Origin of the sequence: Candidatus Desulfatibia sp., assembly GCF_036446775.1 — a bacterium.
Lineage (GTDB): Bacteria > Desulfobacterota > Desulfobacteria > Desulfobacterales > UBA11574 > Desulfatibia_A.
On record NZ_JAZFTO010000314.1, the window covers coordinates 1 to 13562 of the forward strand.

The following is a 13562-nucleotide window of genomic DNA, read 5'->3' on the forward strand; positions in this document are numbered from 1 at the left end:
CGCCCATTCCACCGGTGCAGGCTTTTGGACTTTTTGTTGCTTTCGGCATTATGTTGGCCTGGCTGCTGACCATACTGTTTATCCCGGCCTATGTGATGCTGATGAAGGAGGAAGGTCTGGCCGCTTTCGGGATTGTTGCGGAATCGTCAAAAGATGGTCGGAACGGCTCGTTTCTTTCCCGGCATCTGCCCTTGCTGGGCAATTTTACGTACAGGCATGCTAAAATGATTGTGATATTGACCATGGCAATCTTGATGGGAGCCGTTTATGGTATCAGCAAGATCCAAATCAATGACAATCCGGTCAAATGGTTTAAAAAGAGTCACCCCATCCGGGTGGCGGACCGGGTTTTAAACAAACATTTCGGCGGCACTTACGAAGCCTACCTGGTTCTGGAAGGGGTCGAGCATGACTTGAGTCTTACCGAGTTAGCCGCACGCACCCAAGATGCATTGACCGGCATTATGGCCGACAAAACACCCGGCGTAAAGATGTCCGAGGCCGAGGCTCTGATAGAACAGGCTGCTGACAACAGCACGACGGCAAATGAGTTTATGAGTCTGCTGGTCGAGCTTTGGGAAGCAAAAATGGATACGGCCGATGATGATTCGTATGATTTCTGGGCCGATGGTTTGGACATAATCGATCAGATACGCAATCGAGACCAGCTCTTTAAGCAGCCGGAAGTTCTTAGGTATGTGGCGGAGTTGCAGTCCCATCTGCTGCAATCAGGCGTGGTCGGTAAAAGCAATTCGATTACCGATGTGGTCAAGAAAGTATATCTGGAGCTTTTCGAGGCCGATGCGGCCTATTACAGGGTGCCGGACACCTCCAATGCCGTGGCCCAGACCTTGATTTCCTTCCAGAACAGCCACAAGCCCGATGACCTCTGGCACCTGGTTACCCCTGATTACAAAAAAGCCAATATCTGGGTGCAGTTAAAAACCGGGGATAACAAGGACATGGAAGAGGTTATCATGGCGGTGGATCGATTCATGGCCGATAATCCGCCGCCCGTACCTATGAAGCATCAGTGGGCCGGCCTGACCTATATAAACGTGGTGTGGCAGAACAAAATGGTCGCCGGTATGCTCAAGTCGTTTCTGAGCAGTTTCGCGGTTGTCTTTGTAATGATGGCCTTTCTGTTCCGCTCGCCCCTGTGGGGATTGCTGGCGATGGTGCCGCTGACGGTTACCATAGCCGCAATTTACGGCATAATTGGCCTGGCAGGCAAAGATTACGACATGCCGGTGGCGATTCTGTCCTCGCTTACCCTGGGTCTGGCCGTCGACTTTGCCATTCATTTTTTGGAACGGTCTCGTATGGCCTATAAGCGCGCCGGTTCCTGGAAGGAGGGCATTAAAGAAATGTTTGAAGAACCGGCCCGGGCCATCAGTAGGAATATTGTCGTCATTGCCGTCGGTTTTACACCGCTGCTGGCGGCTCCGCTGGTACCGTACCAGACCGTCGGTATATTTCTGGCCAGCATCATGGCCATTTCCGGAATCGCCACTATGTTGATCCTGCCGGCTTTGATCCAAATATTAGAAAAACGGCTTTTCAAATTTATTAAGGAGTGAGGTTATGAAGAGATCAGCAATGATTGTTATCGGACTGTTAGGTGTATTATTGACTGTTTCTTTGCAAGCTGCCGAGGCGCCGACCGTGGATGAGATCATCGAGAGGGCCAATCTGGCGGCTTATTACGCCGGAGATGATGGTCGGGCCGAAGTGATCATGACCATAACCGACGCCCAGGGCCGCACCAGAAAACGGGAATTTGTCATCCTGCGGCGCGATGTGGTCGACGGCGGTCAGCAGCAATTCTATGTTTATTTTAAAAAGCCGTCCGATGTCAGGAAAATGGTCTTCATGGTCCATAAGTATATTGACAAGGATGATGACCGCTGGCTTTACCTGCCGGCATTGGATCTTGTAAAACGGATCGTTGCAACGGATAAGCGCACCAGTTTTGTGGGGTCTCATTTTTTGTATGAGGATGTGTCGGGCCGTTCCGTTAAAGAGGATATCCATGAACTGGTCGAAACAACCGCTGATTATTATGTGCTCAAAAACACCCCGAAGGATCCGGCCGGCGTTGAGTTTTCCTATTACACTGTCTGGGTGGATAAACAAAACTTCATGCTGGTTAAGGCTGAATATCATGACAAAGACGGCCGCAAATACCGCGAGGTGGAGTCCCTGGAGATTAAAAATATCCAGGGGTTTCCAACCGTGGTAAAGGCACGGGTGCGAGATCTGGCATCAGGAGGTGCAACGGTCTCTGTATTTAAAAACATAAAATATAATATCGGCTTAAAGGACCGGATCTTTACGGAACGCTACCTGCGGCGCCCGCCGCGTGAAGTCAGAAAATAAATTGGAGAAGAAAAGAAAATCCTGAAGATCCTGTAAATCCTGTCTAAATATATCGAAAAAGGTGCTGGATGATGAGCAGACCATGTCTGATCTCAATATTTATATTTATCATCTTAGTTCCGGCGGTCTTTCCTATGGCGGTCAATGCGTCTCCTTTACAGGACCGGCTTTATGATAAATACGGAGTCGACCTTAACGGCTTTATCGAAGGGCGTCAGGGTTGGCGGCTACGGGACGATCCCTATGAAAAAGACAGTTCCATTTCCGAGATGCGAATGCAGCTTGATGTAAGCAAGGATGCCGACTGGGGCGTTATCAAGCTAAAGGGGGATCTGGTCGGTGATCAGGTAGAGGAAAAGGCTTATGCGGAACTGCGGGAATTGAACTTCGCTTTTTCGCCGCTCGATTTCATGGATTTAAAAATAGGACGACAGACCCTTACTTGGGGCACGGGCGATCTTCTGTTCATTAACGACCTTTTCCCCAAAGACTGGCAGTCATTTTTCATCGGCCGTGACGATGAATACCTGAAGGCACCTTCAGACGCAATTAAGGGTAGTTTGTTTTTTGATCTGTTCGATATCGACTTGATATATTCACCGGTGTTCAATGCCTCCCGGTATGTTGACGGCACCCGACTTTCCTACTGGAATTCCATGTTAGGCCGGAGAGCCGGCCAGGATTTCATCTTTACCGATCATGAGCGCAACAGTTACTTTAAGGATAGTGAATTTGCGGCGCGGGTATCAAAAAACATAACCGGCATTGAATTAGGTCTGTACGGTTATAGCGGTTTCTGGAAAACACCGGAAGGACTGGACTCAAAGGAAGCTAAACTGTGGTATCCCAGGCTGTCGGCTTACGGGGCCAGTGCCAGGGGAGCACTTTGGGGCGGTATCGGCAACCTTGAAATTGGCTATTACGATTCGCGTGATGACCGTGATGGTGACGATGCTCTGGTTCGCAACAGCGAAATACGAACGTTAGCCGGTTTTGAACGGGAGCTGGCCTCTGATTTTACCGGCGGTTTCCAGTATTATCAGGAATGGATGCAAAAGTATGATAGCTACAAAAGTACGCTTCCAGCCGGCACGGCGCCCAAGGATGAAGTCCGGCATGTTTTTACCTTGCGCCTGACCAAACTGCTGATGAACCAGAATCTGAGGCTGTCGTTGTTTACCTATTATTCCCCCTCGGATCAGGATGGATATATCCGCCCCAAGATCCACTACAAGGTGACCGACCAGTGGGCCATGGAAGTCGGCGCCAATATATTTGCCGGCAAAGACGACTACACATTCTTCGGACAGTTTCAGGATAATACCAATGCGCATGCAGGAGTACGCTGGAGCTTTTGATAAAAGGGGTGCAAGTTGCGATCTCGTTGTCTACTAAGGATAAATGTAAACGAACAAGCCCTCAGTGATCTCAGCGTTGCGAGGGCTCTAAGGTGAAAATGTATAGGAGGTTTGATCATGACTGTTAATGACTGGGTTCACACAATTGCAGGCACATTTATTGTAGTAAGCCTGTCTTTAGGCATATGGGTTCATCCCTACTGGTTCTTTTTCACCGCCTTTGTGGGGCTTAACCTTTTTCAGTCCGGAATTACAAAATTTTGCCTCATGGGAATAATTTTAAAAAAAATCGGTGTGCCTGAAAAACGGATTTAAAATCTAATGCAAAAAGGGCCATTTATGAATGGACACTAACTACCGTACGGTAAGCACGTAAGATTTAACGGTCATGACCGGGTGATAGGATTTTTTGGCCCTGGCAATACCCGGAACGTTCATGTCACTTTCTTTATTGATGTAGGTCAACCCTGTAAAAAGGCGCCGGGCACATTCCCTGTCAAAAAACTGGTAAAGCCCTTTGATGCTTGCAAAAGCCTTTTCAAAATGCAGAGCCCCCATATTCTCTGTGAGGCGTGAGGCGATCCCAAATGCGTTGATCTCGCCGTCGATACGCAGCAGAATACCATCAAGTTCAAAAAGGTCTATATTCTCAATGGTGTTTATGGCGGCCTGCTTTTCACAGAAAATTTCTCCATCCTCCTCCATATCGCAATTGCGTTCTTCACACCACTTTTCATGAAAATCAATACATTCAGATATAAACGAAGGTGCCATCCTTTCTATTGTTACTCTGCCTCTATCGACATACGATCTTTCGAACTGATGGATCAGGTTCCTTTTTCTGGAATATTTGTTGCCTTTAAGCAGTGCCAGATCATCAGTAGCATAAATGTAGTCTTCAAAATCTTTTTGTTCTTTAATCTCAAAAAAATTTTCGACCAGAGTTTTGCCGTACTGCTGAAGATAATCCTCGGGAACGAACCAGTATTTATCAAATTTTAATTTAACAGCAAGATCGTGGAGCTGCCGGGGCGGGTAATCCTTTGACAGCGAAACCGGGAGCATCAGGTGCCGATATTCTATGCGGGTGGCAAATTCGCCGCTTACTATCAGAGACTTTCCGTCAACGGCGGCGTAAGGCTGAAACTCGGTGCTGTTCCAGGCGATAATTGAAGGGAGCGAATAGACACAAAGCCTGTATCGCTGCCGCTGAAAAAATTTTTTTAGTTTCGGAAAATCTGATGGAACTATCGGTTTAAATTTCATGGTGTAACTTTCAGCATGGGGACGGAATCGGACATCTCCTTAAATCCAAGCCGTTTGTAAAAGCCACTTGAACCTCGTTCTGCAATCAGGCCAATCCATTCTAGGCCGTCTCTATTGAGACGTGACACTAAAGCCTTTACAATTTTTTTGCCGATCTTCTGCTCCCGGTAATCTTGTTTTACAGTGACATCCTGAAGATAAGCGTCGCTGGTCCCGTCGCTGATAGCCCGCCCCATGCCGACGATTTGGTCCTCAATGCTCGCAATCACAAAGCAATGGCTGCCGGCGACGATCCGAACCACATGATCAGGGTTATAGGGTTCTTCGGTCCACCACTCTTCCATGCGGTAGAGGGCGATGATCTGCTGGATCTGATAGGGGGTCGGGTTAACCAAGAAAGTAATGTCTGGCATAGTGATTCTAATTGTTAGCCATGGTCAGGTTTGATGATCTCGTAAAAAGGCACGAATTCAACTATAGATGGCTAAGTAAAAAGGTTCATATACAAGGCGTAGTATTTTTTCAGGAACGAGGCTATACATGTAGTATGCCGAGTGTCTGAAAAAATACTACAACGCCGTAGATGGGACTTTTTACGACGCCATCAGGTTTGTTCTGCGAACAATGAGGAGACTCTGTTGCGGCCGGCCTGTTTTGAAAGGTACATTGCTTTGTCAGCTCTTTTGATAAAGTCTGCGAACTCTTCTTCTTTACAATATTCAGTAACACCGATGCTTATTGTTACCTGACAAGGCTTGTTCGGCTCTGGAAAAAACTTTTCGGCCTCTACTGCTTTTCTAATTCTGTGGGCAGCTGTTTTGGCCTCTTCAGCGCCAGTTTCAGGCAGGATAATAGTAAATTCTTCTCCCCCATAGCGGTAGGCGGAATCCATTGTCCTGAGACATGAGCGCATTGTTTGGCTAAGTTTAATTAACACCTTGTCGCCTTCAAGGTGCCCATACGTATCATTGTAAACTTTAAAATGATCGATGTCCAAAAGCAGAAGTCCAAGAGAATGGCCATAACGGTTGGCCCGGTCAACTTCTACTTCCAGCTGGTTATAAAAGTGCCTTAAATTGTGAAGTTTGGTAAGGGCGTCTGTTATGGCGAGCTTTTCCAGTTTTCCCAAGATTTGCACGCGCTCTTTAGTGAGTTGACGCTCTCTTAAAACTCTTTTCAATCTCAGCAGCACTTCTTCTAAACGCACCGGTTTAAAGATAAAGTCACTTGCGCCTTTATTGATGGCCTCTTCATAAGAATAATTGTCACTGTGGCCCGTCATGACAATGACATCTATATCACAATTTTCTTTAATCAAGTCGGTGAGTTCAAGGCCGTCCTGGCCGGGCAGAATGATATCTGTGATAACGACTTCCACAGGGCTTTTCTTTAATATTTTAAGCGCTTCTTCCGCACTTGAAGCTGTGAGGGAATTGAATCCGGCTTTCTCCATGAATTCATGCATCGAGTCTCTGATATCTTTATCGTCATCAACTATTAATATATGTTCATTCATTTTTTTGGTCGCCCAATTTCGTTGGGTAAAAAAGTTGCGTCTGCATTTAAGCCGGGGTTGACACAATCCCAAACGATCTGATAATAAAACAGGTTTGCTAATTCAATCTATCAATATAATTGGAAAGGCAGATCGTGTCAACCGACTTCTGAACCTGTGCAGCCGACTTTAAGCGGGACTTTTTGCAAAGGTCTCCGTGTACCCTGCCGGAGAAAAGCCGCTGTATATTTAACGGCTTTTCGGATGTTTCCTCGGAGCGCCTTGACCCTTGACAAGATCTATAGTAAATACAAAATATGATAAATATACGTAATTTCAGTATTATTGCACATATTGATCACGGCAAATCTACACTTTCCGATCGCCTTATCCAGGCGACTAACGTTGTGCTGGATCGAGACTTTAAAGATCAGATCCTCGATACTATGGATATTGAGCGGGAGCGGGGTATCACTATAAAAAGCCAGACGATCTGCCTGCCTTATACTGCCAAAGATAATCAAACCTACATGCTGAATCTCATCGACACCCCGGGGCATGTGGATTTTACTTACGAAGTTTCGCGGGCGCTGGCTTCATGTGAAGGTGCCCTTCTTCTGATAGATGCCAGCCAGGGTGTGGAAGCTCAAACTCTGGCGAACCTCTACCTCGCCCTGGAGCACAATCTCGAAATAATACCTGTAATCAACAAGATAGACCTGCCTTCAGCCGATGTTGAACGCACAAAACAACAGATAGAGGATGATCTGGGGCTCGACCCTGAAGCCGCGATACTAACCTCAGCCAAAGAGGGTATTGGAATTGAAGAGGTCCTTGAGAGCATTGTAAAAGATCTGCCGCCACCTGCCGGCGATCCCGAAGCACCGCTGAAAGGATTGATTTTTGACTCCCATTATGATCCCTATCGCGGCACTGTCGTTCACTTCCGCGTCTTTCAGGGGAGAGTGGAAGTCAAAGATGTTATCACCTTTATGTCCAATAACGCCGCTTACAAGGTCGAAGAAGTCGGTATATTTCAAATCGCAAAGGTTCCGCAAAAACAGATTTCAGCAGGGCAGGTCGGCTATTTGATTGCCGGCATAAAAACGGTCAGCGATACCCGCTGCGGGGATACAATTACTTTAAGAGACCGGCCATGCGCAGCGCCCATGTCCGGCTTCAAGGAAGTCAAACCAGTGGTTTTTTCTTCGATCTATCCGGTGGCGACGGACGGATACGAGGAACTGGCGGCCGGCCTGGAAAAACTCAAGCTCAATGACGCCTCCCTGATTTATGAAAAAGACACTTCAGTGGCCTTGGGTTTTGGGTTCCGCTGTGGTTTTCTGGGACTTCTGCACCTTGAAGTTGTGCAGGAGCGGCTTGAACGCGAATATGGCCTATCTTTGATAATGACGGCACCTTCAGTGCAATACCAGCTTATTATGAATGATGATTCAACGTTAATCATTGACAATCCGGCTTTATATCCGGATCCTACAAAAATTCAGCGCACGATGGAACCGTTTATCCGTGCCTCGATAATTACCCCTGATCGTTACATGGGGTCGGTTATGAAACTTTGTCTGGATCGCCGTGGCAGCAGCACCAACTATCAATATCTTACGAGCAATCGCCTGGAAATGTTTTTTGAACTACCACTTGCTGAGGTTGTTTATGATTTTTACGACAGGCTAAAATCGATTACCAAAGGGTATGGTTCCTATGACTACGAACTGAAAGATTATAAAGAGACTGATCTGGTAAAGCTGGACATTCTGATAAATGGAGAACGAGTGGACGCCCTTTCCCAACTGGTTCATAAAGACAGGGCGGTTGAGCGCGCCAGGCGCGTGTGTGAAAAACTTCGAGATGAAATCCCCAGACAGATGTTTAAAATAGCCGTCCAGGGGGCCGTCGGCGGTAACATTATTGCCCGTAAGACAATCTCAGCTTTTAGAAAGGATGTTACTGCAAAATGTTATGGAGGTGACGTAACGCGCAAGCGCAAGCTTTTAGAAAAGCAAAAAAAAGGAAAAAAGCGCATGAAAATGGTAGGCCAGGTAATGATTCCTCAGTCGGCTTTTCTGGCAGTATTGAAAACGGACACCGACTAAAAGTTTCCGAGCAACCGTTCACAGGTTCATAGGTTCAGGGTTCAAAGGTTCAGGGTTCAAAAGTTCAAAAGTTCAAAGGTTCAAAGGTTCAGAGTTCAGAGGTTTTGTGTTCGCCACAAATCTGAGCACTGAAGTCCAGATTGAGCTTTACGTAGCGTTGGATCAACAATACATAACGAATGCTGAGTCAGACTGTGTATGATCATGCCGGGCGCACCTGTGCTGCCATTGAAAGTTTCATCAAGTACTTGCTGGCTTACGAGCAAGTACAACGAAAGAAAGGTAACCCGACTCGGCTGAGCTCGTCGCAGGCTGAACGGTGAACTCTGAACCTGTGAACGCCGACAGTAAAGGTTAACAAAAAAACAACCCTGAACTTCTGAACCCTGAACCTGTTAACGCCTATTGGAGGGTATATGGGAAAAACAATCGCTGAAAAAATTTTTGCCGCTCACCGGGTGGACAGCCCCGCAGAAGATATCTATATTCTCCGGCTGGATGCAGTATTTTGTCACGAGATTACTACACCGGTTGCGATCAATGATTTGGTCAGGCGTAACAAAGACAGGGTGTTTGATGCCACAAAAATCAAAGTCGTGATCGACCATGTTTCACCGGCAAAGGATTCAAAAACAGCCCTGCAGGGCAAAATCCTTAGAGATTGGGCCCGGCGCCATGAAATACGGGATTTCTTTGACATCGGCAGAAACGGCGTTTGCCACGTCTTGTTTCCGGAAAAAGGATTTGTTCGTCCCGGGTATACGGTCATCATGGGAGATTCTCATACCTGTACCCACGGTGCTTTCGGAGCCTTTGCCGCCGGTGTCGGAACAACAGACCTGGAGGTAGGAATTCTCAAAGGCATTTGTGCGTTTTGCTATCCGTCAACCATCAAAATTAACATCCGCGGCCGGTTGTCCGAGGGCGTTTATGCCAAAGACTTAATTCTTTCAATTGTTGGTCGCCTGGGTGTAAACGGTGCCACCAACAAGGTCATAGAATTTGCCGGGCCGGTTGTGGATACCATGAGCATGGCGTCCCGCATGACCCTCTGTAACATGGCGGTTGAAGCCGGAGGGACCTGCGGCATTTGCCAACCGGACATGACAACAGTGGAATATCTATGGGAATTTGTCAAAGGTGAGTATTCCTCCAAGCAAGAGGCGCTGGAAGCGTTTAAAATCTTTTCTTCTGATCCGGATGCGCACTACGATCAGGTGATTGATCATGATGTTAGCAATCTGGAACCGCTGGTGAGTTTTGGATATAAGCCTGACCAGGTAAAACCGGTAAGGGAGATGGAAGGCAGCAAAGTTGATCAGATATATATCGGCTCATGTACCAACGGCAGGATCGAGGATCTCAGAGTTGCCGCCCGGGTGCTTGAAGGAAAGAAAATCAGCCGCCGGGTCCGGGGTGTTGTTTCACCGGCCACAACGGATATCTTTCGCCTGGCGATGGAAGAAGGTATTCTGAAAACGTTTATGGATGCTGGCTTTTGTGTCACCAATCCAACCTGCGGTGCCTGTCTGGGCATGAGCAACGGCGTTCTGGCAGAAGGTGAAGTATGTGCTGCCACAACAAACCGGAATTTTAGCGGCCGGATGGGCAAGGGCGGGATGGTACACCTCATGAGCCCAGCAACCGCCGCTGCTACCGCTATTGCCGGGCACATCACGAATTCGAGCCTATACCTCAGTTGAGCGCTAAATCTCAATCAGGATTATACAAGGGGTAATGATGAAAAATTTCAAAGGAAAAGTGCTCTTTCTCAATCGCGCAGATATTAATACAGATGAGATTATACCTGCCAAATACCTTTCAGAAGTATCCAAAGAGCCGTTAGGGCCCCATCTTTTAGAAGATCTTAAACTCGAAGGGTTTGCACAACGGGATTTAGAAGGGAATAGCGTTATCGTTACAAGAGCTAATTTCGGGTGCGGGTCTTCCCGGGAGCACGCCCCCTGGGCACTGGAGGTGAACGGCATCAGTCTGGTCATCGCTGAAAACTTTGCCAGAATTTTCAGGCAAAACATGTTCAACTGCGGTATGATGGCCGTGGAACTGCCGGTGGCAGTCATCGACCATCTGTTTGTAAACTATGCAGGCCGCGAAGCCCATGTTGAAACGGATCTTGAAAAAAATGTCTTTACCTTTTCAGCTAATGGAAAGCAAGAGGATATATCCTTTTCAATATCCGACTTTGACCGTGCGCTGGTGACAGCCGGGGGATGGGTAGAATATGCCGATGCAAAATATTGATGGCGTCGTAAAAAGTCCCAAAACGACTTCGTATTTTTAGTGGCAAAACTTTTTTCATCTTGCCACTAAGACACCAAGGCACAAAGAAAAAAATAATAAAATATTCCCTTTGTGTCTTTGTGACTTTGTGGCAAATATTTTTTGGTTCCGGCTTGTTCAGATTAGGGTTTTACAACTTCATTGATGATCGAACCGATTTTTTCGATGCGGCATTCAACTACGCTGCCGGGATTCAGAAGCACCGGCGGATCCCTGAATATTCCGACCCCGGCGGGCGTTCCGGTGGAGATAATGTCTCCCGGGATCAGGGTTATATCTTCGCTGATATTTTCTATTAGGGTGGGGATATCAAAAATCATATCCTTGGTATTACCGTCCTGCATGACAACTCCGTCGACTATGGCGGTTAGCCTCAAGTTGTGTATATCTCCGATTTCATCCGGGGTAACAATAAAGGGTCCGGTTGGCGCAAAGGTGTCAAAGGATTTCCCGCGGAACCACTGGGAGTCGGAAAATTGGGCTTCTCGTCCGGACACGTCATTCATGACACAATATCCGGCAATATAATCCAAGGCGTCTTTACGCTTTATCCGTTTGCCTTCTTTGGCGATGACGACTGCCAGTTCCACCTCCCAGTCCACCTGCCCGCTGCTTATGGGGAGCATGATAGGATCAAAAGGGCCGCTTAAGGCATTCGGTGTTTTACAGAATAACACCGGCGTCTCCGGATTATCAAAACCGCCTTCTTTGGCATGCTCTGCATAATTTTTTCCAAGGCAGATTATTTTTGAAGGACGATCAACCGGGCTTCCCAGGCGCTCTTGTATATTTTCACCTTCCGCCGTAACCCGGGAAACCTTTGAGAACCAGCCTTCTCTGAAAAAAGCTTCACCGATATCGGGAATGTCCGGAAAAATTTTTGTCAGATCTACGATGTTGCCGGCCTTCCACAAGCCCGGCTTTTCCTTTCCTTTTTGACCGAAACGCACTAATTTCATAGATCACCTATAGGCGTTCAGAAGTTCGGGGTTTATATAACTTATTCTAACCAAAATATCTTTAACTTGCTCATACATGCCGTCAAGCTCATGCCGGCGGGCAAGCCGGGGAGTAAATTCTTCTGTTACTTCCCGGCCGGCAGTAAAGATTTCATAACAAATAATCATGACGGCCTGGGCCAGGTTTATGGAAGAAAGATCCGAGGTCGGGATATTTACCAGCGCATGGCAGCAGCGCCGATATTTTGCGGATAGCGAGGCTGGTGCAAAACAATGGTAATGTTGGCGAGATTAATTCTTGGGGGCATCAGCCGGTTATCTCAAAGCTGTTGAAGAAGTAGCCTATTTCAAAAGCCGCTGTTTCCGGTCCATCCGAACCGTGCACAACATTCTTTTCGATATCTGTAGCAAAATCCTTTCGAATAGTTCCTTGGGCGGCTTCCCTGTAATCAGTGGCTCCCATTAATTCCCGATATTTTTCTATGGCATGTTCGCCTTCAAGGATCATTACAATGATGGAGCCCGATGCCATGAAATCGGTCAGGCTTTCAAAAAAAGGCCGCTGGCGGTGTACGGCATAAAAACCTTCAGCCTGTGATTTAGTCATTCGTAACATTTTCATGGCAGTAATCTTGAGATTGTTCTGCTCCAGGCGCTTAATTACTTCGCCGGCGAGACCGCGGGCAACTCCGTCGGGCTTGATGATCGATAATGTTCTTTCCATAATTTTATTATCCTTGATGGCGTCGTAAAAAGTAAAACATTTGATTTTTTAAAAATAGGGTTTAACTTTGATAGTTCCGTAAAAAGTAAAAAGTTAAACGTGAAAAGTCTATATGTTGTGTAATATTGCCTCTTAATGTACTAAATGTAGCCGTTTTCACATTTCACTTTTTACAAATTTATCAACTTTGGGTGATTTGGTTAGGGGAATATAGAGAAGTGAGGATTGTTTGTCAAGCAAGGAAGATGGCGTCGTAAAAAGTCCCATCTACTGCGTTGTAGTATTTTTGCAGACATTAGGCATACTACATGTATGGCCTCGTTCCTGAAAAAACACTACGCCTTGTATATGAACCTTTTTACCTTGGCACGGCGTAGCTATGCGAAGACGGCTTAGCCATCTATAGTTGAATTCGTGACTTTTTACGAGATCATCAATTAGAAGAGAAAAAAGGGGAAATCATGTTTTGTGTTGTGGGTGAACGGATCAATACATCGCGGGAAAAAGTACAGGAAGCGGTTGCTGAAAGAGACGCGGCGTATATTCAAGAGGACGTAAAAAAACAGCAGAAGGCTGGAGTCGATTTTATCGACGTCAATGCAGGGGCACGCATCGGTCATGAAATGGAGGACATGCAATGGCTCCTGGATGTCATTCAGGAGACCGTTACGGTGCCGCTGTGCCTTGACAGCCCCGATCCGAAGGTACTGGAAATGGCGTATCAGATGGTAAAAGAAAAACCCATGATCAATTCCATCAGCCTGGAAAAGGAGCGGTATGCCGCCATGGCCCCTTTTCTAAAGGGAAAAGAGTGTAAAATCATTGCCCTTTGTATGGATGATTCCGGAATGCCGGAAAGTGCCCGGGACACTGTTGACCGGGCTGAAAAACTTGTCCGGAAACTTGAGGATCTCGGGGTAAAGCGCGATGCCATCTTTGTGGATCCTTTGGTTCAACCCGTGGGCA

At 46.9% G+C, this 13562-nt stretch carries 14 protein-coding genes; 8 read left to right on the forward strand and 6 right to left on the reverse strand.

Annotated elements, in window-relative coordinates:
- The 4 genes from V3S16_RS14645 to V3S16_RS14660 form a co-directional block, all read left to right on the forward strand.
- Nucleotides 1–1580, forward strand: a 1580-nt coding sequence (locus V3S16_RS14645; protein WP_413886221.1) for an efflux RND transporter permease subunit, incomplete at its 5' end; no start/stop codon positions are given.
- A 4-nt stretch (nt 1581–1584) separates the two neighbouring features.
- Nucleotides 1585–2379: an outer membrane lipoprotein-sorting protein gene (locus V3S16_RS14650; RefSeq protein ID WP_413886222.1), complete on the forward strand. Its 795-nt coding sequence runs from the start codon at nt 1585–1587 to the stop codon at nt 2377–2379.
- A gap of 134 nt (nt 2380–2513) precedes the next feature.
- Nucleotides 2514–3737 carry a hypothetical protein gene (locus V3S16_RS14655; RefSeq protein WP_413886224.1) on the forward strand — a complete coding sequence of 408 codons (1224 nt, stop codon included), beginning with the start codon at nt 2514–2516 and terminating at the stop codon, nt 3735–3737.
- 117 nt (nt 3738–3854) lie between these two features.
- Nucleotides 3855–4052, forward strand: coding sequence for a DUF2892 domain-containing protein (locus tag V3S16_RS14660; protein ID WP_413886226.1), 198 nt, complete (start codon nt 3855–3857; stop codon nt 4050–4052).
- Nucleotides 4053–4091: 39 nt separating this feature from the next.
- Here the strand turns inward: V3S16_RS14660 and V3S16_RS14665 are convergent, their stop codons facing one another.
- The 3 genes from V3S16_RS14665 to V3S16_RS14675 form a co-directional block, all read right to left on the reverse strand.
- Entirely contained in the window at nt 4092–5003 is a 912-nt protein-coding gene (locus tag V3S16_RS14665; RefSeq protein WP_413886228.1) for a DUF2156 domain-containing protein, read from the reverse strand.
- On the reverse strand, nt 5000–5416 hold the full coding sequence (locus V3S16_RS14670) for a GNAT family N-acetyltransferase (RefSeq protein ID WP_413886230.1): 417 nt from the start codon (nt 5414–5416) through the stop codon (nt 5000–5002). Before V3S16_RS14670 ends, V3S16_RS14665 begins: the two co-directional genes overlap by 4 nt.
- A 191-nt stretch (nt 5417–5607) precedes the next feature.
- Nucleotides 5608–6519, reverse strand: a complete 912-nt coding sequence (locus tag V3S16_RS14675) for a diguanylate cyclase (RefSeq protein WP_413886232.1) — start codon at nt 6517–6519, stop codon at nt 5608–5610.
- Between the two features lie 296 nt (nt 6520–6815).
- Between V3S16_RS14675 and lepA the strand changes: the two genes are divergently transcribed.
- The 3 genes from lepA (at nt 6816) to V3S16_RS14690 (ending at nt 10874) form a co-directional block, all read left to right on the forward strand.
- Nucleotides 6816–8612, forward strand: coding sequence for a translation elongation factor 4 (gene lepA, locus V3S16_RS14680; RefSeq protein WP_413886234.1), 1797 nt, complete (start codon nt 6816–6818; stop codon nt 8610–8612).
- Between the two features lie 416 nt (nt 8613–9028).
- Complete coding sequence (locus V3S16_RS14685) at nt 9029–10315, forward strand: 3-isopropylmalate dehydratase large subunit (RefSeq protein ID WP_413886236.1); 1287 nt, start codon at nt 9029–9031, stop codon at nt 10313–10315.
- Between the two features lie 34 nt (nt 10316–10349).
- Complete coding sequence (locus tag V3S16_RS14690) at nt 10350–10874, forward strand: 3-isopropylmalate dehydratase small subunit (protein WP_413886238.1); 525 nt, start codon at nt 10350–10352, stop codon at nt 10872–10874.
- A 161-nt stretch (nt 10875–11035) separates the two neighbouring features.
- On the opposite strand, the gene V3S16_RS14695 is transcribed toward V3S16_RS14690, so the two are convergent.
- The 3 genes from V3S16_RS14695 to ndk form a co-directional block, all read right to left on the reverse strand.
- Entirely contained in the window at nt 11036–11872 is an 837-nt protein-coding gene (locus V3S16_RS14695; RefSeq protein ID WP_413886240.1) for a fumarylacetoacetate hydrolase family protein, read from the reverse strand.
- A 3-nt stretch (nt 11873–11875) separates the two neighbouring features.
- Nucleotides 11876–12040 carry a hypothetical protein gene (locus V3S16_RS14700; protein ID WP_413886242.1) on the reverse strand — a complete coding sequence of 55 codons (165 nt, stop codon included), beginning with the start codon at nt 12038–12040 and terminating at the stop codon, nt 11876–11878.
- A gap of 139 nt (nt 12041–12179) precedes the next feature.
- Nucleotides 12180–12596, reverse strand: coding sequence for a nucleoside-diphosphate kinase (ndk, locus tag V3S16_RS14705; protein WP_413886244.1), 417 nt, complete (start codon nt 12594–12596; stop codon nt 12180–12182).
- A 461-nt stretch (nt 12597–13057) separates the two neighbouring features.
- Here ndk and V3S16_RS14710 point away from each other — a divergent pair.
- Nucleotides 13058–13562 (forward strand): dihydropteroate synthase (locus tag V3S16_RS14710; RefSeq protein WP_413886246.1); only part of this gene is annotated, 505 nt, incomplete at its 3' end.